Source organism: Janthinobacterium sp. 344, assembly GCF_900112025.1.
Taxonomy (GTDB): domain Bacteria; phylum Pseudomonadota; class Gammaproteobacteria; order Burkholderiales; family Burkholderiaceae_D; genus Janthinobacterium.
In genome coordinates this window covers 552,412-575,985 of record NZ_FOKL01000002.1, presented here as the reverse complement: position 1 = coordinate 575,985, position 23,574 = coordinate 552,412, and the positions used below count along the sequence as shown (strand labels likewise).

Sequence of the window (23,574 nt, the reverse complement as noted above, 5' to 3'; positions counted from 1 at the left end):
GTCCTGGCCGCCGTACTGCTGGGCAGCGCGGGCTGTGCCGTGAAAAAGGGCATGGTAGCGCCGGTTTTTGATGCCGAGCAATGCAAGGCGGGCTATCCGGAACGCGCCCGCCAAAACAAGGAAGTCGGTGACATCACCTTGTCCGTGCTGGTGACGGCGCAAGGCAAGGTGGCGGACGCCAAGATCGAAAAGAGTACCGGTTTCCGCGAGCTGGACAAGGCGGCGATCGTAGCTGTTGCCCGCTGCACCTTTGTGCCAGCGAGCAAGGATGGCAGCGCAGTGGAAAGCTGGACCACGGTCCGCTATTCCTGGAAATTGTAATTACCGTATCTGATAATCATGGGGAAGCACATGTTTGAGAATAAGCGTTTTATGAGTGTTGCAGCAGCCTTGCTGGTATCTGTCTCTTCCGCGGCATTCGCGGCCGAGGTGCCGGCGTCGTTCGATTCCAAGAATTGCAAGGCTGACTATCCGAAAGCGTCGCTGATGAATGAAGAGCAGGGCACGGTGACGATGTCCTTCCTGGTGAATGCGGACGGCAGTGTTGCCGATTCGAAAGTCGAGAAGAGCAGCGGCTTCAAGAACCTGGACAAGGCTGCCGTCAAGGCCATTTCCGCGTGCAAGTTCAAGCCGGGCACCAAGGATGGCGCCGCCGCGCAAACCTGGACCAAGGTCGATTACGCCTGGAAGCTGGACTAATCGACGTCGCGCCGGGAGCCTGCCTCCCGGATGCGGTTTTACCCAAGACGGGCAGCGCTTGCACAGGCGCTGCCCGTCTTGTTATGTGCGCCAGCCAACGGCGCTGCCGTTCCCGACTCTGTTACTCTCGGGGCATGCCATCGCGGTTTTCCGCCAGAAGAGGTTTATTATGCAACGCACCCTGATCTTGTCCACGCTCGCCGCCGCCGGCCTGCTGCTGTCCGCCTGTGCTGCCGTGGGCACGCCCACCGGCTTGCAGGAGGGCCAGACGGTGGCCATCGTGAATAGCCTGAGCTGGGACAATCCCCTGAGCGGCAAGCGCGATGGCGTGCGCACCAGCTGGCCTGTCAAGGACGGCAAGATTGCCGCTGAATATTTTCCGTTGGCGCAGCTGAAACAATGCGATGCGGGCGGCAAGGCTTGCAGCTGGGGGGTGATGCGCGCGCAGCGCAGCGCGCCGAAGCTGGCGTATGTGGACGGCGGCGTCGACGTGGCGCTGAGCGTGTCCATCGACGTGGCGCGGCGCCAGGATGCGCGCCAGGGCGAGACGCAAACGGCCATGGCCATTCCGCAGGATGTGGCGGCGCTGTCCGGCCGCCAGCAGGTGCAGCCCAGCTGGAAATTGAAGTACGGCAAGGTCGAGCAAGTCGAGCTGGACTACGGCGTGCGCTACCAGGTGTGCGCGCAGCGTTACGATGCCAGCGGCAAGGCCATCGACACGTGCGAGATTCCCTTTATCTGACCATGTATGTGAATATTTATCGGGGGAAACGCGTAGCCCAGGCCGCTTGTGGCGGCTATGCCACATTTCATGTTGCAGTGTGCGTAGGGGTGTAACAATCGGTAAAAGCACAGCAAAGCACGGCGTAATTTCTTATAGTACTTAATTAGAAGTAGTACAAATTAGGAGAATTGCGATGAAAACCCTGTTGGCAGTCATTTCACTGGTGGCCTTGGGCGGCTGCGCCGTGGCGCCCCCCGGTCCCGCCTATTACGGCACGCGCGCGCCACAGGCAGCCTACAATCCGTACGACTGGCATACGGTGTCGTCCGAGCCGGTGCAATCGAGCCGCGTGATTGGCGAGCCGCGCGTGGAGTATACGAGTGAACCTGTGTATGTGCAGCAGCAGCCGGTGTACGTACAGCAACCGGTGTATGTGCCTACGCCCGTTTACGCGCCACAGCCGTATTACTACAACCCGCCCGTATCGATCGGGCTGGACTTCGTGTTTGGCTTCGGACGCTACGGTGGACACCGCGGCGGCTGGGGCGGGCATGGCAGGTATCACGGCCGGCGTTAACAAGCAGGCAGCCATTGGGCAAGCGCTGCTTGCCGAACATCATATTAGTGAAAATAGACCGCGCTCTGGTGCAGCACGTCCGCCGAGCACAGGATATACATCGCCGCCGCTGCCAGACCTATTTGCAAGGCGCCAAAGCTGATCGGGATGAGGCGGGACATGTCGTACTCCTGAGTGGTGTGTGGTGTGTTGGTATGCTTTCATCATAGGATGAGTTGATGCTTGAAGGCATCGGATGACTGTCCGCCGCTTTGTAGGACAACACCTCGTCACTGGCACCACGCCTGGCTTTGCGGCCGATCAGCGGTTCTTCCAGCGCACGATCGGCGCTTCCGGTGCCGTGTCGAGCACGTTCGAGATCGTCAGCCAGTGCGTCAGGCGTTCCGGGTGCTTGAGATTGATTCCCATGCCGTCGATGATGCCCACCTGTTCCAGCATGCGCGCATCGATCTTCGCCTTCGATACGGTCGGCGCGCCCATGACCATGCGGTCGTAGGCCTTGCGCGCCTTGTGCTCCCATTTGTGCAGGTTGCTTTCATCGAAGCGGTTGGCTTCGAAATACACGGTCAGGGTGCCATCGAGGTTGCCAAAGCCGACAATGCCCGCACCCTTGCGGATGGTGGTCGTGTTGTCGATGTCAAATTCCGCGGTCGGGACGAAAATGCCGGCGCGGCCATCGATGTCGGGGCGTCCTACAGGTGTTTCCTTGCCGTAGGAACTCGTTTCGGTGATGGTTTTTTCTTCAGACATGGTGCGTGCTTGGTGGTGGTGTGAGGAGCGCAAGCTCGGCACCGCCAGCCATCCTGTTCAATAAATGCGTGCTGATGATCAGGGCGGGGTAGGGGCCCTGGCGGAGCGATGCGTGGCATTGCTTGATACACGCTATTGTAGTCCTAATTTAATTCTTTTGGGCAACATTTCATTGAGCTTTGCACGCCTGCTGGCATATAAAAAGGCCGCCCGGCGGTGCTGCGGGGCGGCCTTTCGACGACTTCCGGCAAGAATCAGGCGGCGGGCTTGCGGCCCGCCATGAAGGCCAGCAAGCCCAGGCCCAGCAGCATCATGGCGTAGGTTTCCGGTTCAGGCACGGCAGCCATGACCGAGACATTGTCCAGGTAGGAACCATATGTCGGGGAGGATGCCGGGCCGATCGATTCGAAGCGCAGCACGGTCGAGGAGCCGAGCGCGGTCAGGTTCTGGCTGTAGCTTTGCCACACGCCGCCCGTGTTGCCGACCAGTGCCGTTGGCGTCAACAGGGTCGAACCCCAATACACGTTCATCAGGCTGTTCGCGCCGCCGGCCGTGTCGGGACGGCCCGAGTAGGCAAACGACAGCGCATATGTGCCGCCCGCTGTGGTGGCGATGGCTTGCGATACCGATGTCAGCTGGTCGGTATTGAGTTCCAGGTACTGCGTGCCGTTGGCGGCGACGGGATTGAAGCCACCCTGGCCGCCTTGCGTGGCACCTTTCTGGATTTCAAAGGCCGAGTTGCCGCTGGCCGAGGAGGTCCAGCCCGTTACGCTGCTGAGCGGGGCCCAGGACGAGCCGATGACGTTGCTTTCAAAACTGCCATTGACCACCAACTCGGTCGCGGCGTTGGCGCCGCCGGCGGTGACCAGGGTGGCCAGTGCGGCGATCTTCAGGAGGGTGGCAGGCGTTTTCATGGGGCTCTCTTTTGGTTGATTAAAGGATAATTTAATTTCTTAAATGACATTTAAAGAATATCACCAAAACTCACACAGAAAACGGGCGCTCGCTAAAAATATTTGTAAATGTGAAATCATTTGTATCTTTTTTGTAATTGTTTTCCGTGCTGAAACAATGGCGATAACGTGCCAAGGGGAGCTCGGCGTTGAAGCTGCTTGCATCAAAGTATTTTTGTGACATCGGGACGTCAAAAAACCTGCATCGAAACAACAACGATGCAGGTTTTTTACAGGCAGGGAGGTTGCGCCGCGGCATATCGATTCGATAGGCACTGCGGCGAGCACCGATCAGAACGCCAGGCGGCCCTGCACGTAGACCATGCGCGGTGCGCCCACCATCTTGCCCAGGTTGGCGTCGGAGGTGCGCGTGAAGTAGCGCTTGTCCGTCAGGTTGTTGATGCCCGCCACCAGTTCCAGGCCGGCCTGGCCCGGTACTTTCCACTTCGCCTGCGTATTCCAGGTGCGGAAGCCGGGAATCACGCCCACGTCGCCCTTGGCGCTTTCCGCCACGGTATTGGCGTCATCGGCGAACTGGCGGCTCTGGTGGCTGGTCGACAGGTCGAAACCCCAGGCGCCCAACTGGTAGTGCGCGCCGATGGTATCCGTGTTGCGCGAGTAGAACGGCACGTCGTTGCCCGCGTTCACGCCATCCTGCAATGTGGCCTTGGTATAGGTGTAGGTGGCGTAGGCATTCAAGCCCGCCAGCGGGCCGGACTTGTCGAAGTGGTAGTCGACGGCCGATTCCAGGCCCCGGTGATGCGTGGCGCCCACGTTGTAGAAGGTGACATTGCTGCCGCTGCCGACGGACTGGATCTGGTTGTCGAACTTGATGTTGAACAAGGTCGCCTCGGCCGACAATGCCCCGCTCTTCCAGCGGGCGCCCAGCTCGGCGGTTTTTGCCAGTTCCGGCTGCAGCGGGTTCTTGCCCGACTGCGAATTGAGCTGCGTATTTTGCACGGCGCCGAACGAACTGTTGTAGTTGCTGAACAGCGTGACATTGTTGTTCAGCAGGTAGGCCACGTTCAGCGATGGCAAGGCCTTGTTGTTGAGCAGTTCGATGGTTTCATCGGCAGGCAGGTGATTGATGCGCTCGGTCTTGATGTGTTCATAGCGCACGCCCGGCGTGATGCGCCAGGCATCGATGGCGATCTTGTTGTCGATGTACACGGCTTGCGCATCGGTGGCGTTGTCGGCGAAGCGCGTCGGCGCCTGCTGCACGCCCGTGGCGATGACGACGTTATAGACGCTCTCGTCGGCCCGCTCGGCCAGGTAACGGTAGCCGACGGTGACGTCCTGCGAGACCTTGCCCGTGATGAAGCGTTGCGTGTAGCGCGGTTCGACAGCCATGGTTTCATAGTTGCGCGGCTGGTGGCCCATGCCCGTATTGGTGGCGTTGACGAGCGTGCTCTGGCGCGAACTCTTGTTGTAGTAGGCGCGCACCTCGAATTCCTGCGTGCCGGACAGGGCGTTCAGGTAGCCCATGTCGAAGGCCTTGCGCTCGCCGCTCCAGAAGTCGCCGCGGCGCGTGTTCTGGAACGGGTCGGCCTGGTATTGCGCCACGGTCAGGCCGCCAGGCGTGCGCGACGTCACGTCGTAGTAGGACAGCTTGCCGTAGATCTCGGCAGTAGGGCTCAGGTCGTAGCGGAATTTCAGGGCGAAGTCGTTGACCTTTTCATCGCTGGCCACGCGCCAGTCGCTGCCGCGGATGCCCGAGTACAGGATGGCCAGGCCCAGGCCATTGTCGAGCTGGGTGCCGGCAAAGACGCTGGCCTGCGTGTTGTGGCCCACTTCGCTGTAGGCGTTGTAGCGCACGCTGGCGTCGCCCGTGATGCCAGGCGTGGTGGGCACGCGGCGCGTCTTGAAGTTGATGATGCCGCCCACGTTTTGCGGTCCGAAGCGCACGGCGCCGCCGCCGCGCACCACGTCGACCGTCTCGACGTTGGCCAGGCTGACGGGGGCGAACGACAGTTGCGGCTGGCCATACGGCGCCACCGACATCGGGATGCCATCGAGCAAGACCGTGCTGCGTGGCGAATAGCGTCCCGCCAGGCCGCGCACGCCGATATTCAGGGACACGGCGCTGCCGGCGCTGCCTGAGTTGTCGCTGATCTGCACGCCGGGAATGCGGCGCATCACGTCGCTGATGCTGGCGGCACCCGAATTGTCGATGTCTTCCTTTTGCACCACGGTGCGGGCGCCGGCGAAATTCTTCGTGCTGGCAGCCATGCTGGTGCCCAGCAAGTTGCTGCTGACCTGGATGGATTCCAGGATGGGGCCGGCATTATCGGCCGTACTGGTTTCCTGCGCCTGCGCGGCGAATGGCGTGCCCAGGCATGCCAGGGCGATGGCCAGCGCGCACGGGCGCAGCGAAAACGGGATGGGGGAAAAAAGGGTGGCCATGCATGAATCTCCGAATGACAGTGGTTGCGCGGGCGGTCAGGCGGCGCGACAACATCGTGGCGTAGGCATCCGGCGCAAGGGGACATGAATGATAATGATTCTCATTTTATCCGTCAATTGCGCAAACTGCGTAGCACCGGCTTTGCCAGGAGGAACAGGGAGATGTGTTGTTGGCGCGGTACAGCCGGCACCGGGATTGCCGCCTGGCACCATTGCTCGGGTGCGGCGGCATTTTGCGCGCTTCTTGTATACTCCCGCTTTTGCAGCCGTCAGACGTGAACGCACAATGAGCCAGATAACTGAACCGATAGCAGGAAGTTCCGCCGTGGAACGCCGCCAGGGCGACCAGCCGAATGCCGCCGCGCGCAAACTCAATCTGCTGGTGGTCGATGACAACCAGGAAGTAGGCGAATCGCTGGCCATGCTGCTCGAAGCGCTGGGCCACCACGTGGTGGTGGTGCGCAACTGGCAGATGGCCGTCGAGCAAGTCAAGCTATGCGTGCCCGATGCCGTCTACCTCGACATCGAAATGCCCGGCATTAGCGGCATCGAGATCGGCCGCCGCCTGCACAACAATCCCGACACGGCGAATGCCGCGCTGATCGCCGTCACCGGCCACAGCCTGCCCATGTACATGGACGATGCGCTGGCCGTGGGCTTTCGCCACTTCCTCGTCAAGCCCGTGCGCATGGAAGATTTGGCGACGACGGTGCAGTCGGTATTGGCAGGCTGATCAGCCCGTCATCAGTGCCATCCGTATCGCGGTTTCAGCCTGCGCCGTCAAGGCAGCGAACTCCTCTTCGGTAGGCTGCAGGCCGCTACCCGTCACCTGTGCCTGCTGCGCCGCCAGGTGCTCGTGCATTGCCAGGACGGCCGCTGGCAGCACGGTGGACGCCGCCCCCGGCGCTGACCGCTGGGCAATCAGGGCATTGAGCCGCTCGCAGGCATAGATGAAACGTCCTGCGGCTTGAAAATAGGCGGTATCGCGCATGGTGTCTTTCAGTGAATGTCTTCCAGTATGCACGCGTTGCTCCGCCCCCGCTATGGCCGGCTCAGCGACCACTGCTGGTTATTCGCGTTGGTCAGGTTCCACTGGATGATCTGCGCGTTTTCCGCCGTGCTCAGGTTCAACACGTCCAGGGTCAGGTTGCTGTAGCGGTTCGTGATCGTCTGGTAGCCGGACGCGGGACTGGCGAAGCGCCATTGCTGGCCCAGTCCGCCCCAGTAGCTCCATTGCGCGATGTTCGTGCCGGCCGTGGTCGAGTTGTTGTAGTCGTCCAGGCCCAGCAGGCTGTTCGCATTGATCAGGCTATAGTAGCCATCGCCGTGTCCCACGACATACCATTGCTGGTGTCTGGCGCCCGTATACGTTTGCTGCTGCGCCAGCGCGCCATTGACCGTGCTGGCGCCGGCCACGGCCATCGCCTTGCCGCTCAGGCGCGAACGCAGCACCGTGGGGCCGTCCGATATGCCGCCGCAGCTGGCCACCGTGAAATTGCGCGTCAGGCTGGGCCAGCCGCCGCTGTACGTCATCTTTAAAATGTCGAGTTTGGCCGCGCCATTGTCATTGACGTCGTAATAGTGGACGGAGGTGTAGTTGCAGCCATCCTGCTTGAGCACGCCGATATGCCCCGGTCCCTTGTACTTGCCATCGAGGTTGGGCAGCGCCGTGCGCGTGCCGCTGTACGGCCCCGTCACGCTGCTGGCGCGCTGCACTTCCACGTAATACGTGCTGGCGGCGCCCTGGCAGCATTTGCCGCGGTTGACGAACAGATAGTAATACTCGCCATCGCGCGTGATGTAGGGCGCTTCGATATCCTTGCCGCCGCCACCGAGGATGGTCGTCACGTTGCCGCTGGTCTTGCCCGTCGCCTGGTTGATTTCCGTCACGCCGATGCCGCCGAAAAATGAGCCGTACGACAGGTAGACCTTGCCGTCATAGTCGCGGAACAGGGCCGGGTCGATGGCATTGATTTCCGCGCCGCCCCCATACGATTGCACCACGATGCCCAGGTCCGTCCAGGCGGGATTCTTCAGCGAGGCCGAGCGGGCCACGCCGATGGCCGACACGGAGGTGCCGAAGGTGGACACCGAGTAATACAGATAATAGTAGCCGTTCATGTGGATCACGTCCGGCGCCCAGTACGAGCCGCTGAAGTTGGGGATTTTATTGGCGATCCAGGCCGGCGGCGTGCTGAACACGGGCGCCGGGCCGGCCGACCAGTTCAGCATGTCCGTCGAACTGGAATACCAGATGCCGTTGCCGGTGGTGAAATTGAAATACGTGTCGCCGTCGCGGGTCAGCGTGCCGGGGTCGTGCGCGTTGGGTACGCCCGTCAGGTTGAGCGCCTGCGCCGCGTGGGCGCAGCACATCAGGCAGAGTGCTGCCAGCAGATGTTTCATTGTCGTCTCCGGTGTATTTTTATATGGCGGTCTGGGCCGCACACCAGAGTAGGGCGATGGTCAAATTTGCACTAATGAATTTTTTGCGGGAAGCGATACCTGGGGCGGTATCGGTGACGATGGCAAACTGGCGCCGGAATAGAAAAAGCCCGGTTCGAAAACCGGGCTCTTCTTTATTCTGTGGGGTGGCTGATGGGGCTCGAACCCACGACAACAGGAATCACAATCCTGGACTCTACCAACTGAGCTACAGCCACCACTGTCTTACTTGCCTGTTTAGCTGTTTTGCTGAACAGGTGCCGAATTATACAAAGAACTCGGCAAAGTGGCAAATCTAAATGCAGTCTTTTTTAAAGAATCGAAAGATTGCATGAAAACGGGTGTTTTCGCTCAGACTTCCAGGTGGGCGACGGGCGGCTGCAAGTCCAGCAAACCGGCGAAGGCTTTGGCCAGCGACTCGACCGTGGAGGTCGTGTAGCCCTGCAGTCGCGGCGCCTCGTTGCCGGTGCGGCGCAGGCCGGCGGCATCGAGCAGCCGGGCCAGCTGGCGCGCCACGGCTTCGCCCGTATCGACCAGGGTGATCGGCTCCTGCGTATGCGCGCGCACCGTGCGTACGATGGCGTCCTGCACGAAGGGGTAGTGGGTGCAGCCCAGCACCAGCGTGTCGACGCCTTGCGCCAGCACGGGCGCAATGTAGCGCTCCAGCATGGCGCTGGTGGCGTCCCGCGGGTCGGTGCCCAGTTCACACTGCTCGATGCGGTCGGCCAGGCCGATGCATGGCTGCAAGATGAAGGTGGCGCCCGTCGCGTTGCTGACCTGTTCACGCAGGGCCAGCAGCTTGTCGCCGCGCAAGGTGCGTTCCGTGGCCAGCACGCCGATCTTGCCGTTGCGGCTGATGGCCGCCGCCGGTTTCAAGCCCGGTTCGACGCCGACGATGGGCAGCTCCGGGTAGCGCGCGCGCAAGGCCTTGATGGCGGCGACGGTGGCCGTGTTGCAGGCGACGACCAGCGCCTTGACGCCTTGCTGCAATAAAAACGCGGCGATCGACAGCGAGCGGTCGATGACTTGCTGCTCCGTCTTGTCGCCATACGGCGCGTAGGCGGAATCGGCAAAATAAATCACCTCTTCCTGCGGCAGCTGCGCGCGGATATGGCGCAGCACCGACAGGCCGCCCACACCGGAGTCGAAGACGCCGATGGGCAGCTTGACTGCCGGGGGCAGACCCGCTGGGGGCATCTGCTCCAGTGGAGCAGATCCCGATCCCGAAGGGACTGACCCCAGATTTGCGCTATTACTTAAGGTAAAAGTCATATAAAGCCGAAGCCGATGAAAATAAAAAAACGCCGCGCTGGGGTTGCCGCGCGGCGTCTATGGTCGTGCCTGTTTAGGCAACCGTCACGGGAATCTTGCTGACGCTATTGAGTTGCTCGATCTTCGCCTGCCATTCCTTCGGGCCCGTGTTGTGCACCGAGGTGCCCTTCGAGTCCACGGCTACCGTGACCGGCATGTCGACGACGTCGAATTCGTAGATGGCTTCCATGCCCATGTCGGCAAAGCCCAGCACTTTCGCGCCCTTGATGGCTTTCGACACCAGGTAGGCGGAACCGCCCACGGCCATCAGGTAGGCCGACTGGTGCTTCTGGATCGATTCGATGGCGACCGGGCCCCGTTCGGCCTTGCCGATCATGGCGATCAGCCCCGTTTTCTCCAGCATCATGTCGGTGAACTTGTCCATGCGCGTGGCGGTCGTCGGACCGGCCGGGCCCACGACTTCGTCGCGCACCGGATCGACGGGGCCGACGTAGTAGATCACGCGGTTTTTAAAATCGACCGGCAATTCCTCGCCCTTGGCCAGCATGTCCTGGATGCGCTTGTGTGCGGCGTCGCGGCCCGTCAGCATCTTGCCGTTCAACAGCAAGGTCTGGCCCGGCGTCCACGAAGCGACTTCTTCTTTCGTCAAAGTGTTGAGGTCGACGCGCTTGGATTTTTCCGTGTCCGGCGCCCAGCTCACGTTCGGCCAGGTCGACAGCGGTGGCGGCGTCATGTAGGCCGGGCCGGAGCCGTCCAGCACGAAGTGGCCGTGGCGCGTGGCGGCGCAGTTCGGGATCATGGCGACAGGCTTCGATGCCGCGTGCGTCGGGTGCATCATGATCTTCACGTCGAGCACGGTGGTCAGGCCGCCCAGGCCTTGCGCGCCGATGCCCAGCGAGTTGATCTTGTCGCACAGCTCGATACGCAATTCTTCCAGTTTGTTCTGCGGGCCGCGCTGCTTCAGCTCATACATGTCGATGTCTTCCATCAACACCTCTTTTGCCATCAGCATGGCCTTTTCCGCCGTGCCGCCGATGCCGATGCCCAGCATGCCAGGCGGGCACCAGCCGGCGCCCATGGTCGGCACCGTCTTCATGACCCAGTCGACCAGCGAGTCGGATGGGTTCATCATGATCATCTTCGATTTGTTTTCCGAGCCGCCGCCCTTGGCTGCCACTTTCACGTCGACGGTATTGCCTTCGACCAGTTCCATGTGCACCACGGCTGGCGTGTTGTCCTTGGTGTTCTTGCGGTCGAAGTGCGGGTCGGCCACGATGGAGGCGCGCAGCTTGTTGTCGTCGAAGTTGTACGCGCGGCGCACGCCTTCGTTGACGGCGTCGGTGACGGTGCCGGAGAAGCCTTCGAAGCGCACGCCCATGCCGATCTTCAGGAAGACGTTGACGATGCCCGTATCCTGGCAAATCGGACGCTTGCCTTCCGCGCACATGCGCGAGTTGGTCAGGATTTGCGCGATCGCATCTTTCGCCGCCGGGCTTTGCTCCGCCTCATAGGCGCGCGCCAGGTGCTCGATGTAATCAGCAGGGTGGTAGTAGCTAATGTACTGCAACGCTGCGGCGACGGATTCGATCAGGTCTTCTTGCTTTATGACAGTCATGGTGTTCTCGCGGTAGATAAGAAGGGTAAGACTTTGATGCTAGTTACTTGATGCTTGGTGCTGCTTGCTCATTAGTATGGTAGTGCGGGCGCGCCAGAAAAATGTTCAGGGCCAGGCGCCTTGCCGAAAGCAGTACGACTGTGCGGCCAGGCAAGGCAACAACGCCCTGGACTTTTGTATGGATGCTCCTTAATGCGCTCGTGCCTGGTTCTGGGTGACCGTCATGATGCGGTCGGTGTAGGCAATCGCCATCGCCGACAGGATGAAGACCATGTGGATCACCGTTTGCGCGATGATCACTTCGATCTTGTACGAGTTGGCGTTGATAAAGGTCTTCAGCAGGTGGATGGACGAGATGCCGATGATGGCCATCGCCAATTTCGTCTTCAGCACGGAAGCATTTACATGCGACAGCCATTCCGGCTGGTCTGGGTGGTCATCGAGGTGCATGCGCGACACGAAGGTTTCGTAGCCGCCGATAATGACCATGATCAAGAGGTTCGAGATCATGACCACGTCGATCAGGCCTAATACCACCAGCATGATGGTCGCTTCGTTGAGCTTGGTCGGCAGGGCGCTGCCCGGCACGGCGACGGCCGTCAGCACATGCTGCAGGGCCGCATCGTTGCCGAACACGGCGCCGATCAGGTCGGACAGTTCCACCCAGAAATGGAATACATACACGCATTGTGCGAGGATCAGGCCCAGGTACAGCGGCAGTTGCAGCCAGCGCGACATGAAGATGAAGGCGGACAGCGGATGCAGCTTGGTATGTTTGGTGGTCGGTGGTAGGTGGTCGATCATGTGGAGTGTCCTGGGGGAGTAAATACCAATTTTTGGCATGCCCGACATTTTACACTTGCTGTTGATCACTGCGCATGACCTGGCTCTGGATTATTGGGTTTGATGAAACACAAAGTGGTATTGAAGCTTCGGTGCGCGAGGCAATTTCCCAGCGAAAATACTGTACGGCGTCCCCTTGACTCCCATCGTGGAAGGCGCTTATGGTTAGCCTGGACAGAGGGAAACGCTGCACAAAATGCACAATGTAAGGCGTCCGTAAGACATGGCGCTTATCGTGTTAGCAAACAATTACTACACTGGAGACAAGCATGGCCGCTACAGAAAACCAAGGACAGGGCACGCAGCAGCAAGGACCAGAAGAGGCGCGCGTATTTGAACCATCGGCGGCCTTTGCCGCACAAGCCACCATTTCCGGCATGGCCGCCTACCACGCCATGGTGAAAGAGGCGGAATCCGACTACGAGGGCTTCTGGGCCCGCCTGGCGCGCGAGAACCTGAGCTGGAAAAAGCCGTTCACCCGCACCCTGAACGAAGACAATGCGCCATTCTACAAATGGTTCGAAGACGGTTTGCTGAACGTCTCGTACAACTGCCTCGACCGCAACATCGAAAATGGCCTGGGCGACAAGACCGCCATCATCTTCGAAGCGGACGATGGCACTGTTACCAAGGCAACATATAAAGAACTGCACGAGAAAGTCTGCAAGTTCGCCAATGGCCTGAAAGCCAAGGGCATCGCCAAGGGCGACCGCGTGATCATCTATATGTCGATGTCCGTCGAAGGCGTTGCCGCAATGCAAGCCTGTGCGCGCATCGGCGCCACGCATTCCGTCGTCTTCGGCGGCTTCTCGGCCAAATCCCTGCAGGAACGCATCATCGACGCGGGCGCCGTGGCCGTCATCACGGGCGACGAGCAATTGCGCGGTGGCAAGAAACTGCCGCTGAAAGCCATCGTCGACGAAGCGCTGGCGCTGGGCGGCTGCGATTCCGTGAAAAACGTCATCGTGTACAAGCGCACCGGCAGCGACCTGCCGATGGTGGCCGGCCGCGACACCTGGCTGCACGAGCTGGTGGAAGGCCAGAGCGCCCAATGCGAGCCGGAATGGGTCGATGCCGAGCATCCACTGTTCATCCTGTATACCTCCGGCTCGACCGGCACGCCGAAGGGGGTGCAGCATTCGAGCGGCGGCTACCTGCTGTGGGCCGCGCTGACGATGAAGTGGAGCTTCGACATCAAGCCCGACGACGTCTTCTGGTGCACGGCCGACATCGGCTGGGTGACGGGCCACAGCTACATCGCCTATGGTCCGATGGCCGTGGGCGCCACGCAAGTGGTGTTCGAAGGCATCCCGACCTACCCGAACGCGGGCCGTTTCTGGGAAACCATCAAGAAGCATAACGTCAGCATCTTCTACACGGCGCCGACAGCCATCCGTTCGCTGATCAAGGCCGCCGACGTCGACCCGAAAGTCCATCCAAGCAACTACGACCTGTCCAGCCTTCGCTTGCTGGGTTCGGTCGGCGAGCCGATCAACCCGGAAGCGTGGATGTGGTACTACAAGAACATCGGCGGCGAGAAGTGCCCGATCGTCGACACCTTCTGGCAGACGGAAACGGGCGGCCACATGATCACGCCGTTGCCGGGCGCGACGCCGATGGTGCCCGGTTCCTGCACCTTGCCCTTGCCCGGCATCATGGCCGCCATCGTCGACGAAGCGGGCCAGGACGTGCCGAACGGCCAGGGCGGCATCCTGGTGGTGAAGCGCCCATGGCCATCGATGATCCGCACGATCTGGAACAACCCGGAGCGTTTCAAGTCCAGCTACTTCCCGGAAGAGCTGGGCGGCAAGATGTACCTGGCAGGCGACGGCGCCATCCGCAACAAGGATACGGGCTACTTCACCATCACGGGCCGCATCGATGACGTCTTGAACGTGTCGGGCCACCGCATGGGCACGATGGAAATCGAATCGGCGCTGGTGGCCAACCCGCTGGTGGCCGAGGCGGCGGTGGTGGGCCGTCCGGACGACACGACGGGCGAATCGATCTGCGCCTTCGTCGTGCTCAAGCAAGCCCGTCCGACCGGCGAGGAAGCGAAGAAGCTGGCCCTGGAGCTGCGCAACTGGGTCGGCAAGGAAATCGGCCCGATCGCCAAGCCGAAGGAAATCCGTTTCGGCGACAACCTGCCCAAAACCCGCTCCGGCAAAATCATGCGCCGCCTGCTGCGCGTGCTGGCCAAGGGCGAGACGATCACGCAGGACGTGTCGACGCTGGAAAACCCGGCCATCCTGGAGCAGTTGAAGGAAGCGTCTTAACCGCCCCAGGCAGCACCTGGGGGCGGGCGTTCCAAGTAGCCCGGCGATGCGTGGGCCGTCGACACCCCAATCAGCATCGGGGGCAGGCCCCTCAGGGGCCGGCCCCAGTCCTTCCGGGGCTGCTTTCGATGCCTGAATGTTTTACCCCACGGTAAATAACTTTGGCAGTCCGTAGAATCTTTGCTATAATCTGCGGCTTCGCGACAAGCGAGAAATAGTACGCAATGTAAGTAAGACACATTGCCTGCAGGAGAGGTGGATGAGTGGTTGAAGTCGCACGCCTGGAAAGCGTGTATAGGTTCATAGCCTATCGGGGGTTCGAATCCCCCTCTCTCCGCCACGGATAGCAATTAAGTAAGATCAGGACGTCTCAGGAAGTCCCTCAAAAACCGCTTAGATCATTGATTCTAAGCGGTTTTTTCGTTTTTCGGCGTCTCGAAATGTGCCAAGACGTTTCAGTACGTCTAACTTTTTTGAGGGAAAGCGCCGGGCCGGATTCCCCCATCCTTGACTACCATTCCCGCATAACTGTCCTATAGTGGTTTCAGACGCATTTGCGAAGGAGGCTACCATGGCAAAGCTCATCGTACCGCTGTCCGAACTTCAGGTCAAAAACGCCAAACCAAAGGATAAACCATACAAGTTATCCGACGGCGGCGGCCTGTTCGTAGAAGTCATGCCGAGCGGGTCTCGCATCTGGCGCTGGAAATTTCGCCAGGCCAACGGCAAGGAGAACGCACTGACGTTTGGTCCTTATCCGGAAATTACGTTGCAGGATGCGCGTGAAAAGCGCTTGGCAGCGCGGCGCCTGATGCTGCAAGGGATCGACCCGGCCAAGCATCGCGACGACGCCAAACGACTGTTGAAAGAGCGCGCCGCCAATACTTTTGAAAAAATCGCCCGCGAGTGGCATGCCAACAGGGTTCCGACCTGGAGCGAGCGCACCGCCAAGAACGTCCTGCAACGGCTGGAGGCAGATATCTTTCCTGCCATTGGCCGCAAGCCCATCGATGAACTCAAGCACCTCGATGTGATCGCCGCACTGCGCAAGATCGAGGAGCGCGGCGCAAGCGAGGTCGCCCATCGCCAGAGAGCGGTATGTGCGTCAATTTTCAGCTACGCGATTCAGTGCGGATTCACAGAGCGCAATCTGGTCACCGATATGAAGGATGTGCTGAAGACCGTCCGCGTCGGACACTTCGCCGCCATCAACGCCGACGAGCTACCGCAGTTCCTGGCCATTCTGGACCGCAACGAAGCACGTATGTTCGCGCCGACCCGCATTGCGCTGCGGCTGATGCTGCTGTGCTTTGTGCGTACCAGCGAGTTGATTGAAACGCCCTGGAGTGAAATTGACCTGGAGCGCGGCGAGTGGATCATTCCATGGCAGCGCATGAAGCGCGGCAAGCTGACCGTCAATCCGGATATGACCAACCATCACGTATGTCTGTCGCGCCAGGCGCTGGAGCTGCTGCGCGAACTGCACGCGATCACGGGCCGCAGCAAGTACCTGTTCCCGAATCAGCGCGACCACGAAAAGCCGATCAGCAATAACACGATACTGGTGGCGCTTGGACGCATGGGATACAAGGGCAAGATGACCGGCCATGGCTTCCGGGCGCTGGCCATGAGCACCATCAAGGAGCGCCTGGGCTACCGGCATGAAGTCGTGGACCGGCAGCTGGCACATGCACCGAAGGATAAGGTGGCCAGCGCCTATGACCGCGCCCAGTTCCTGGCGGAGCGGCGCCGGATGATGCAGGATTGGGCCGACTATATCGATGCCGTCAGCGGCAAGGGAGCGCCGCCGCAGACGCCAAGATTAACGCTGGTCAGTGGCGAATTCAGCCGGGATGGCGGAACAGGAGGGCACCATGTCTAAGTATGTATTGCGCCTCACGGATGAGCTTATCAAGCAAGCTGCTCCGAAGGACAAAATATACAAACTATTCGATGGGGCTGGTCTGTACATCGCAGTGCAGCCCAGCGGCAGCAAGGTCTGGCGCATGAAGTATCTCCAGCAAAGCGGTGGCGAAAGCGTTCTGACTTTTGGCCGGTACCCTGAAGTTTCCATTGCCAAAGCGAGAGAACACAGGCTTGCAGCGCATCAGCTGCTGGAGCAGCAGCAGGACCCGCACACAGAATTCAATCGAGAAAAATTGCATCCACTGCCAAAGCCTATTCCAATCGACGAAATATTCGATGAGCCGGAGTGGGGCCATGTGCAGACCAGTATTCGGCGGGCGACCCTGCTCGCTATCCGTCACCTCGAAACCGCCTTATTTCCGGCATTGCAGCGGATTTCCATCAGTGAAGCACAGCACAGTATCCAGCAAGCAGCCATTCGGCAAATTGAACAGGCTGGTTTGCAGGTCGTCTCCCGTCAGCTGGAGGGTGTCGCGACGGCGCTCGCTGCCAGTTATTTACGTAACGGTATGAGCATGGACCAATTGGTTAGTGCGATGAAGGAGTCAAGGAGGCGGGTACGTCGCCAGGGCGACAACATGCAGTAGCTATCGGAGTCTTTGACCGGGTTCCAATTCTGCGTACTACGAAAAGCGCACTTGACGAAACGAACCGCTTGCAAACGTCGATATCAGGCATAGAATGAAGCTCTCTTATGTGGGAATCGCTCCCACGAGGGCATGCATCGAGCATGTCCCTATGCTTAGCGGCATAGGCGTTGCGGTCGTCACCCGCCACCATGATACTTAGCAGTTTTTGCTAGACAGATCGCCGGGCCATGCAGAAGCATGCACATCTCGGCACGATAAAGCGCTGCCTTCAGCGTCTTCATATCCCACAATCCGCAAGACGGATTGCCTGGACGATTGCGCCCGATGGGCGCTTCCTCAAACAGGAGCAAGACTCCTGCCCCGATTGGTTCGCATGCCCGCGAGGTAGCGCACCGTATGAAGCACAGCATGGCTCTACCGCAAGCCGCACCGTCAGCAGAAATGCCAGCGATGCGATGCCATCGCGGCTGCCGCCAGCGCATGTGCTCCAGAGTCGCCAGTATCGTCACCGCGAGTGCGATGCTGGCTTGTATGCCGTCGCATGCCATGGCTGCGTGCGCGCGTCGTTACTGGCGGCGTGCTGCCAGTGACGACGCGCCGCCGACGGCATAGGCCCTGGCGGCAAGCGGAATTCCACCGCGTGATGTTGTTCAGTGACGGGGCCAGGCGCCCCGCATCGCAGGCAAGCCCTGCGATTTCCTTCGCCCGCTACGGGCTGATTCGTAGAAGTTGATCCGTGCACGATGTGCACTCCATGGACCCTGGGTGATTGGTCCCCGCTGCGGCAGCTTCCTCCGGGAGCGCGCAGCGGTGCCACACGCGCATGCGGCGCGGGCAGGCAGTAACAGCAACCGCATACACGGGAGTGGTGTCCCGAGGCCCTTGATTCAACCTTTTCTGCCGAGGCAGTGAGGGTGGCCAGAAACACTTACCAGACAGGATTACACCACGCGGCATCGATGTGAAAACCAAAGATCGAAGGGATGACTTTGCCATGCGCGACTTGAACTACCAGCTCAAGCAACTGTGTCACCGCAACCGGGATGGCAGCTTTGCGACGCAGGCCGACCGCGAGCGCTTATTAAACCTGTGCGCCAACGACCTGGCGGAACGGGGCTTCCAGCATATGAGCGTGGACAGTCTGAAACCGAAGCATGTGGCGGCGCTGCTCGATAAGTGGAAGCAGGATGGCGTCAGTACTGGAACCATCAAGAATCGCATGAGCGCCCTGCGCTGGTGGGCCGAGAAGATCGGCAAGGAGAACATCATTGCGCGCACCAACGGCGAATACGGCATCGCGGAGCGGGTGTTTGTCACCAATGTTTCGAAGGCGAAGGTGCTGGACGCCGACACGCTGGCCCGCGTGAACGATCCGTATACGCGCATGTCGCTGCAGCTGCAGGCGGCGTTTGGTTTGCGGCGCGAGGAAAGCATCAAGATCAAGCCGGGATGGGCCGATGGCGGGAACATCCTGCGGCTGCAGGATAGCTGGACCAAGGGTGGCAAATACCGGGAGGTGCCGATTGCCAGCATGCATCAGCGCGCCGTGCTGGAGGCGGCCAAGGCGCTGGCGGGAAAAGGCAGCTTGATTCCGGCGCAGTTGCGGTATCGGGACCAGTTGAACCGCTTTCGTGCGCAGTGCGACAAGGCTGGCATCCATGGCGTGCATGGGCTACGCCATGAGTACGCGCAGCGGCGCTATGCCGAGTTGATTGGCCGACCTTGCTCAGCCAGTGGCGGCCCGACGTCCAGACAGCTGGATGCTTCACAAAAGTTGGCGGATAACGCTGCAAGGTTAAAGATTTCGACGGAGATGGGACATGGCCGTGAACAGGTCACGTCCATCTATCTGGGCAGATGACCGCCCACTTTTATCAGGGGCGTAGCGCATGGAATAGAAGAGATGCAGAAGGGGCAGCGCTGGAGCTACCGGAATTATCGCGGAGAGTCGGCATGACTCTCCATTGTTTGCTGTTCATCAATCGAAGGAGAATCTTATGACCACGACTAAAAAATTCCTCCGCTTGCCTGCGGTAATTGAGGCCACCGGCTGGTCGCGCGCCACAATCTGGCGCAAGGTGAAGGCGGGTGTGTTGCCAGCACCGATTCCCATCGGCCCCAAGTCTGTCGCCTGGGACGCAGCCGAAATTGCCGAATGGCAGCAGCGCTGTATTGACGCTAGGCGTGGAATCGCTTGAGTGGGAATTAACAGTGGCTGGATTAAAAGTGCCCCCACCTCGTAAGACGTCACGGGGCGGGCTTGCCGGTCCTCTCCGAATTGTCTAACTGCTGCCTCTGCGCGGCAGCCCCGCACGCCTGCGGCGCGCGTTCGTGGTTCTAATTAGGTATCGACTGAGCATGCTTTTACGGCGTTCAATGCATCAGTCTGTGTCCGAATGGCGGACTTGACCCTGGCGGCTCGTAGACCCGCTGCGGACCGCCAATTGGCTGGTCCGTGAATCCGTTGCGTCAGGGACATCGTTCAGTCAACGGTTTTTTTCAGGCGCTGACTGTGCAGGAAGACCAGAATCCCGGCCAGCACCCGGCCAGCACCCGACCAGCGACACCTCAAGAATAAGGGGGGGGGGGGGCGGACCGGGCTCTATCGAGCTGAGGGAGCGATAGCCGATGCTTATGCATGAGGTAACATTTCCCGGAGCATTCGCAAAGTGGTGCGGTTCTTTCGTCAAAAAGTAGATATGATTTGACATTGTCGTATTTTATTTTATAAAATATGACAAAAGGGAGGGCTGGCGATGAGCGATGGACCACATAGAAGTCTGCCAATGCGAAAACCATGGAAGGAACTGGCAAAGCGCGGAGATCAATCTACCTATGATTCTGAGCAAGTGGCAGAGGCGGCAACTAGCGCACTCGCCAGCGATTTCAAGAATGAGGTTTCCTGGTCGTTGATCAGTGCCCTGAAGTCAATTTTCGCTGGGCTTGATAATTCTCTTATGATCCCCGAAATCGCCATTCAGCAACTCTCAGAGTTGCGGTCATTAGCTGCCGGTTCTGTGTTTGGGAGCAATGCCGTTGAATGGAGTATTCAACTCGTCAATGAGGGGCGCTTGGAACCCAAAGCAGTCTATGACGCCATTGGCCTCGCCGCTAAAGCTCGTGGGTTTGCAAACACCCGTTCTATTCAAGAGCATGTGCTCCGTGAAACTAACCAACATCGCGCGGAAGGCGTTGCTGCACGCTTAAACAGTGCAATCAGCGGATTATCAGAAAGTAGCCTTGGATCTATGCTTCTTGACCGTCAGCTAACTCGATCCAGCCGATTGAAGAAAAGCACTAGCCTGGATGAAGGAGTTCCACTATGACAAACTTACTTCCGCTGAAAGAACTGACTGTTCATGTAGTCGAACCGGAAGAGCGGCGACGCAAGGGGGCAGTTGCATGCCGCTTGGGGCAGAATATTAAGTTCGATATCGCGGCTCTTGAATCCTTCTCGTCGTTGAAATGGCAACCAGTTGTCTTTGATGCCCTTGTTGTTGCTGCCGTTGTTGAGTTCTGTGATCGTAGCTTGTCCCGTAGTTCGATGAATTGGGGGCGACGATTCGTTGTTCACGTCCCTGTTCATGAGCCTTTCCGATGGTCCGATAAGTCCGTTGTTGCGGCACTGGTTCAGGCGCTGAATCTCCTAACTGGAGACGACTGGCATTTCGAATTTCGGGCTCGCAAAGTAAGTGCGCAGCCACCAGCACAGTTCCGTATGGAGTTTCCTTCCAATGCAGAGGCTGTTATTGCATTTAGCGATGGGATGGATTCGCGTGCTGTCGATGGGCTTGAGCGTAAGCGGCTTGGTCAGCGCCTAATACGCGTGAGAGTTGGTAATAAGCAGCAAGATGTACCGCTGAAGGAGCGTAGGCAAGCGCCATTTGCAGCAATTCCCTACTCTGTGAGTATCAATGGGGGAAGAAATGCGGAGAGTAGCGCTCGGAGCCGTGGGTTCAAGTTCAGCGTTGTGTCTGCAATGGCGGCGTATCTTATTGACGCCCACGAAATAATTGTCCCGGAAAGTGGGCAAGGCGCGATAGGACCTGCATTTCTTCCCGTTGGACAAGGATATGAGGACTATCGAAGTCACCCTGTTTTTACCGTGCTAATGGAACGGTTTATAAAGGTGCTCCTCGCGCATCAAATTCGGTACAAATTCCCTCGCCTTTGGACGACGAAAGCCGAGACGTTGCGTGAGTTTGCAAACAATTGTTCTGACGGCGCGAAATGGATCAAGACTAGATCGTGCTGGCAGCAGTCTAGGCAGGTGGGTGTTTCCGGGGCGCAAAGGCAATGCGGTATTTGCGCGGCGTGCGTCCTTCGGCGGCTTAGCGTTCACGCAGCTGGGTTACAAGAACCACCAGAAACTTATGTATGGGAGTCGCTGCAGGCTCCCACTTGGGAGGAAGGCGCATCGAAAGATTTCAAGCGCTTAACCACCTCCTTACGTGAATATGCCATTGCTGGGGTACTTCATTTTGAACATCTGGCCCTAATTAGAAAATCGATGGAGTATGAACTCTTCAAGCGCCGGCACACGGGCGAACTAGCGCGCTCACTGGCAGAGGATTCCCAAGTTATTGCGCAGCGTCTAGACCGAATGCTGGAGCAGCATACGTTGGAATGGTATGCATTTAAAGACGCTCTTGGCCGAGAGTCGTTTGTTCGGAAATGGATAGGTAATAGATCATGAGCAAATCAGATTTTGAATTGAGCCCAGTGCAGCTGGGTGAGCGACTAAAGGTTGCGCGAGAAACTGCGAATGTTACCCAAGATATTGCAGCGAAGGCTGCCCTTATCGCAAGGACTACTCTTGTTTCTATCGAGAAGGGACAACGCGCCGCGAGGCTCGAAGAAATCCAGGCGCTTAGCCGCCTTTATGGCGTGTCAATCAACTCGTTGCTGCGCCGAGAGTCGGTCTTCGTCGATCTTGTACCACGATTCCGCTCATTGCCGGAAACTGGTGACAGTGGCATTGAGCAAGCTGCGCGGCTGCTGAACGATCTCGTCCGCGCCGAAGTTGAGCTTGAGAATATTCTAGGCGTCAAAAAAACGTACAATTATCCAGCAGAAATGAACCTGTTACCAGGAGATGTTCGCAAGCAGGCGGAGCACGACGCGCAGAATTTGCGCAACTGGTTAGGGTTGGGTGAAGGGCCGATCCAGAGCATATTTTCTATCCTTGAACTTCAACTAGGAGTCCGGGTTTACAGTCGAAAACTTGATTCAAAAGTTGCTGGACTATTTGCCTATGATGACAATGTTGGCGCCTGCATTCTTATTAATGCGAGCCACCGGAAGGACCGGCGAACTCAAACTGGTGGGCACGAACTTGGCCATTTTATCGCTACTCGTAGGCAACCAGAAATCTATCAGGACGGGAAGTATGAGAATTCACGAGAGGAGCGCTATGCAAATGCTTTTGGAAGCGCATTCTTAACTCCTACTCGCGCAGTAATGGAGAAATTTAAAGAAATAACGACTGGTGGAACTCATCTCACTCGTCGTCACATCATCTTGCTATCAAGTTTTTTTGGAGTCTCTCGTCAGGCCATGGTGCTGCGCTTGGAAGACCTCGGACTCACGAAGAAAGGCACTTGGGATTGGTTCATGGACAACGGCGGAATCACTGACGAACAAGTCCAACAGGTTTTAGGAACCTCCGCAGATGAAATGCCCGATCCTGACGTAGCGCAGTCGTCGCGTCTCTTTTTACTGGCGATTGAGGCGTGGAAGAAGGATTTTATAAGCGAAGGTCAGATGTCGGAAATGTTGAAGATAGGTCGAGAAAAAGTGCGCGAGTTGCTAGACGAGGCTGAGGAGGATGAGGTTGATGATCTTTTCAAATTATCTCACTGACCAAGGCTCAGTGCTTGTGCTTGATGCCAGCGTCGTGATCAACCTACTTGTGACTGGGCAATCCGATGCCATCCTCAAATCATTAAATGTGCCGTTGCTCGTCACCGATAGTGTTGTTCGGGAGATAGAGCAAGGTGCGGCGGCAGGTCGTCCGGAATTTGGCTTGTTGACAAAGGCAATAAACGATCAGATATTGCGATTGGAAACTATCGACGGGCCAGCTCTTGCGACGTTCTTCGGGCTGGTGTCGGGTGATGCATCGAACTCGCTCGGCGACGGCGAGGCCGCGACGCTTGCACTAGCGGATGGATTTGGATTCATTGCTGCAATTGATGAGAAAAAGGCTACTCGGATTGCTGCTGAACGATTTCCTGCGCTGAAACTTGTAACTACAATCGACATCTTGGCGCATGAGCGTGTACAAGCTGCGCTCGGAGCGGGAAAACTTGCCGATGCGACGTTCGATGCACTGCGCTTTGCGAGAATGCAGGTTCGAGATTGTCAGTTCGATTGGGTGTCCAGCCTTATCGGCAGTGAGAAAGTGGATGCCTGTCCAAGCTTAAGACGGCATGTTCGGCGCAAGTCGTTGAAGTGACGGTAATGGCCGCCAAAGGCTTGCCCAATGTCGTTGTTAGATTGCAC

General features: G+C 58.7%; 22 protein-coding genes and 2 tRNA genes. 15 read left to right on the top strand and 9 right to left on the bottom strand.

The genetic code is table 11. The features are described from left to right. The first annotated feature begins 51 nt into the window (after window positions 1-51). The 4 genes from BM193_RS08850 (at window position 52) to BM193_RS08835 (ending at window position 2,000) form a co-directional block, all read left to right on the top strand. On the top strand, window positions 52-321 hold the full coding sequence (locus BM193_RS08850) for an energy transducer TonB (RefSeq protein WP_092798548.1): 270 nt from the start codon (window positions 52-54) through the stop codon (window positions 319-321). 51 nt (window positions 322-372) lie between these two features. Further along, window positions 373-699 (top strand): energy transducer TonB, encoded by a 327-nt coding sequence (locus BM193_RS08845; protein ID WP_092798549.1) that lies wholly within the window; start codon window positions 373-375, stop codon window positions 697-699. Between the two features lie 169 nt (window positions 700-868). Further along, the gene (locus tag BM193_RS08840; RefSeq protein WP_092798212.1) at window positions 869-1,441 is read left to right on the top strand and encodes a hypothetical protein; all 573 of its coding nucleotides are present in this window, start codon (window positions 869-871) and stop codon (window positions 1,439-1,441) included. 175 nt (window positions 1,442-1,616) lie between these two features. Then, window positions 1,617-2,000, top strand: coding sequence for a hypothetical protein (locus BM193_RS08835; RefSeq protein WP_092798213.1), 384 nt, complete (start codon window positions 1,617-1,619; stop codon window positions 1,998-2,000). Window positions 2,001-2,300: 300 nt separating this feature from the next. Here the strand turns inward: BM193_RS08835 and BM193_RS08830 are convergent, their stop codons facing one another. The 3 genes from BM193_RS08830 to BM193_RS08820 form a co-directional block, all read right to left on the bottom strand. Beyond that, window positions 2,301-2,750: a hypothetical protein gene (locus BM193_RS08830; RefSeq protein WP_092798214.1), complete on the bottom strand. Its 450-nt coding sequence runs from the start codon at window positions 2,748-2,750 to the stop codon at window positions 2,301-2,303. 254 nt (window positions 2,751-3,004) lie between these two features. Then, entirely contained in the window at window positions 3,005-3,664 is a 660-nt protein-coding gene (locus BM193_RS08825) for a DUF642 domain-containing protein (RefSeq protein WP_092798550.1), read from the bottom strand. Window positions 3,665-3,994: 330 nt separating this feature from the next. Then, window positions 3,995-6,106, bottom strand: a complete 2,112-nt coding sequence (locus BM193_RS08820; RefSeq protein ID WP_092798215.1) for a TonB-dependent receptor family protein — start codon at window positions 6,104-6,106, stop codon at window positions 3,995-3,997. Window positions 6,107-6,392: 286 nt separating this feature from the next. Here BM193_RS08820 and BM193_RS08815 point away from each other — a divergent pair, with 286 nt between their 5' ends. Beyond that, on the top strand, window positions 6,393-6,839 hold the full coding sequence (locus tag BM193_RS08815; protein ID WP_175533209.1) for a response regulator: 447 nt from the start codon (window positions 6,393-6,395) through the stop codon (window positions 6,837-6,839). Here the strand turns inward: BM193_RS08815 and BM193_RS08810 are convergent, their stop codons facing one another. From BM193_RS08810 to BM193_RS08785, 6 genes are all read right to left on the bottom strand, one after another. After that, complete coding sequence (locus BM193_RS08810; RefSeq protein WP_092798217.1) at window positions 6,840-7,097, bottom strand: hypothetical protein; 258 nt, start codon at window positions 7,095-7,097, stop codon at window positions 6,840-6,842. Window positions 7,098-7,147: 50 nt separating this feature from the next. Further along, entirely contained in the window at window positions 7,148-8,509 is a 1,362-nt protein-coding gene (locus BM193_RS08805) for a family 43 glycosylhydrolase (RefSeq protein ID WP_092798218.1), read from the bottom strand. Window positions 8,510-8,690: 181 nt separating this feature from the next. After that, a tRNA-His gene (locus BM193_RS08800) sits at window positions 8,691-8,766 on the bottom strand. A 133-nt stretch (window positions 8,767-8,899) separates the two neighbouring features. Next, entirely contained in the window at window positions 8,900-9,745 is an 846-nt protein-coding gene (gene murI / locus BM193_RS08795; RefSeq protein WP_092798219.1) for a glutamate racemase, read from the bottom strand. 148 nt (window positions 9,746-9,893) lie between these two features. Further along, the gene (locus tag BM193_RS08790) at window positions 9,894-11,435 is read right to left on the bottom strand and encodes a fumarate hydratase (RefSeq protein ID WP_092798220.1); all 1,542 of its coding nucleotides are present in this window, start codon (window positions 11,433-11,435) and stop codon (window positions 9,894-9,896) included. Between the two features lie 189 nt (window positions 11,436-11,624). Continuing rightward, window positions 11,625-12,239 carry a YqhA family protein gene (locus BM193_RS08785; protein WP_092798221.1) on the bottom strand — a complete coding sequence of 205 codons (615 nt, stop codon included), beginning with the start codon at window positions 12,237-12,239 and terminating at the stop codon, window positions 11,625-11,627. A gap of 308 nt (window positions 12,240-12,547) precedes the next feature. Here BM193_RS08785 and acs point away from each other — a divergent pair, with 308 nt between their 5' ends. The 10 genes from acs (at window position 12,548) to BM193_RS08735 (ending at window position 23,527) form a co-directional block, all read left to right on the top strand. After that, a complete protein-coding gene (acs, locus tag BM193_RS08780) occupies window positions 12,548-14,554 on the top strand; it encodes an acetate--CoA ligase (protein WP_092798222.1) in 2,007 nt (668 codons plus the stop codon). A 249-nt stretch (window positions 14,555-14,803) separates the two neighbouring features. Further along, window positions 14,804-14,894 (top strand) — tRNA-Ser (locus BM193_RS08775). Window positions 14,895-15,125: 231 nt separating this feature from the next. After that, window positions 15,126-16,436: a tyrosine-type recombinase/integrase gene (locus tag BM193_RS08770; RefSeq protein ID WP_092798223.1), complete on the top strand. Its 1,311-nt coding sequence runs from the start codon at window positions 15,126-15,128 to the stop codon at window positions 16,434-16,436. Then, window positions 16,429-17,067: a DUF4102 domain-containing protein gene (locus BM193_RS08765; RefSeq protein ID WP_160309316.1), complete on the top strand. Its 639-nt coding sequence runs from the start codon at window positions 16,429-16,431 to the stop codon at window positions 17,065-17,067. The genes BM193_RS08770 and BM193_RS08765 overlap by 8 nt, the downstream gene beginning before the upstream one ends. 997 nt (window positions 17,068-18,064) lie before the next feature. Continuing rightward, window positions 18,065-18,931 carry a phage integrase N-terminal domain-containing protein gene (locus BM193_RS08760; protein WP_092798224.1) on the top strand — a complete coding sequence of 289 codons (867 nt, stop codon included), beginning with the start codon at window positions 18,065-18,067 and terminating at the stop codon, window positions 18,929-18,931. Between the two features lie 136 nt (window positions 18,932-19,067). Continuing rightward, window positions 19,068-19,268, top strand: coding sequence for a helix-turn-helix transcriptional regulator (locus BM193_RS08755; RefSeq protein WP_092798225.1), 201 nt, complete (start codon window positions 19,068-19,070; stop codon window positions 19,266-19,268). Between the two features lie 588 nt (window positions 19,269-19,856). Next, window positions 19,857-20,396, top strand: a complete 540-nt coding sequence (locus tag BM193_RS08750) for a hypothetical protein (RefSeq protein ID WP_217638482.1) — start codon at window positions 19,857-19,859, stop codon at window positions 20,394-20,396. Continuing rightward, the gene (locus tag BM193_RS08745; protein ID WP_092798227.1) at window positions 20,393-21,766 is read left to right on the top strand and encodes a 7-cyano-7-deazaguanine synthase; all 1,374 of its coding nucleotides are present in this window, start codon (window positions 20,393-20,395) and stop codon (window positions 21,764-21,766) included. The genes BM193_RS08750 and BM193_RS08745 overlap by 4 nt, the downstream gene beginning before the upstream one ends. After that, window positions 21,763-22,932: an XRE family transcriptional regulator gene (locus BM193_RS08740; protein ID WP_092798228.1), complete on the top strand. Its 1,170-nt coding sequence runs from the start codon at window positions 21,763-21,765 to the stop codon at window positions 22,930-22,932. The genes BM193_RS08745 and BM193_RS08740 overlap by 4 nt, the downstream gene beginning before the upstream one ends. Then, complete coding sequence (locus BM193_RS08735) at window positions 22,907-23,527, top strand: PIN domain-containing protein (protein WP_092798229.1); 621 nt, start codon at window positions 22,907-22,909, stop codon at window positions 23,525-23,527. Before BM193_RS08740 ends, BM193_RS08735 begins: the two co-directional genes overlap by 26 nt. The last annotated feature ends 47 nt before the right edge of the window (window positions 23,528-23,574 follow it).

Excerpts from the sequence above, each read along its gene's own strand:
- BM193_RS08790 (WP_092798220.1), bottom strand. The coding sequence starts at position 11,435 with ATGACTGTCATAAAGCAAGAAGACCTGATCGAATCCGTCGCCGCAGCG.
- BM193_RS08815 (WP_175533209.1), top strand. The coding sequence starts at position 6,393 with ATGAGCCAGATAACTGAACCGATAGCAGGAAGTTCCGCCGTGGAACGC.
- acs (WP_092798222.1), top strand. The coding sequence starts at position 12,548 with ATGGCCGCTACAGAAAACCAAGGACAGGGCACGCAGCAGCAAGGACCA.
- BM193_RS08740 (WP_092798228.1), top strand. The coding sequence starts at position 21,763 with ATGAGCAAATCAGATTTTGAATTGAGCCCAGTGCAGCTGGGTGAGCGA.
- BM193_RS08745 (WP_092798227.1), top strand. The coding sequence starts at position 20,393 with ATGACAAACTTACTTCCGCTGAAAGAACTGACTGTTCATGTAGTCGAA.
- BM193_RS08785 (WP_092798221.1), bottom strand. The coding sequence starts at position 12,239 with ATGATCGACCACCTACCACCGACCACCAAACATACCAAGCTGCATCCG.
- BM193_RS08845 (WP_092798549.1), top strand. The coding sequence starts at position 373 with ATGAGTGTTGCAGCAGCCTTGCTGGTATCTGTCTCTTCCGCGGCATTC.
- BM193_RS08820 (WP_092798215.1), bottom strand. The coding sequence starts at position 6,106 with ATGGCCACCCTTTTTTCCCCCATCCCGTTTTCGCTGCGCCCGTGCGCG.
- BM193_RS08735 (WP_092798229.1), top strand. The coding sequence starts at position 22,907 with ATGATCTTTTCAAATTATCTCACTGACCAAGGCTCAGTGCTTGTGCTT.
- BM193_RS08810 (WP_092798217.1), bottom strand. The coding sequence starts at position 7,097 with ATGCGCGATACCGCCTATTTTCAAGCCGCAGGACGTTTCATCTATGCC.
- murI (WP_092798219.1), bottom strand. The coding sequence starts at position 9,745 with ATGCCCCCAGCGGGTCTGCCCCCGGCAGTCAAGCTGCCCATCGGCGTC.
- BM193_RS08760 (WP_092798224.1), top strand. The coding sequence starts at position 18,065 with ATGCGCGACTTGAACTACCAGCTCAAGCAACTGTGTCACCGCAACCGG.
- BM193_RS08770 (WP_092798223.1), top strand. The coding sequence starts at position 15,126 with ATGGCAAAGCTCATCGTACCGCTGTCCGAACTTCAGGTCAAAAACGCC.
- BM193_RS08765 (WP_160309316.1), top strand. The coding sequence starts at position 16,429 with ATGTCTAAGTATGTATTGCGCCTCACGGATGAGCTTATCAAGCAAGCT.
- BM193_RS08825 (WP_092798550.1), bottom strand. The coding sequence starts at position 3,664 with ATGAAAACGCCTGCCACCCTCCTGAAGATCGCCGCACTGGCCACCCTG.
- BM193_RS08755 (WP_092798225.1), top strand. The coding sequence starts at position 19,068 with ATGACCACGACTAAAAAATTCCTCCGCTTGCCTGCGGTAATTGAGGCC.
- BM193_RS08850 (WP_092798548.1), top strand. The coding sequence starts at position 52 with ATGGTAGCGCCGGTTTTTGATGCCGAGCAATGCAAGGCGGGCTATCCG.
- BM193_RS08830 (WP_092798214.1), bottom strand. The coding sequence starts at position 2,750 with ATGTCTGAAGAAAAAACCATCACCGAAACGAGTTCCTACGGCAAGGAA.
- BM193_RS08805 (WP_092798218.1), bottom strand. The coding sequence starts at position 8,509 with ATGAAACATCTGCTGGCAGCACTCTGCCTGATGTGCTGCGCCCACGCG.
- BM193_RS08835 (WP_092798213.1), top strand. The coding sequence starts at position 1,617 with ATGAAAACCCTGTTGGCAGTCATTTCACTGGTGGCCTTGGGCGGCTGC.
- BM193_RS08750 (WP_217638482.1), top strand. The coding sequence starts at position 19,857 with ATGCGAAAACCATGGAAGGAACTGGCAAAGCGCGGAGATCAATCTACC.
- BM193_RS08840 (WP_092798212.1), top strand. The coding sequence starts at position 869 with ATGCAACGCACCCTGATCTTGTCCACGCTCGCCGCCGCCGGCCTGCTG.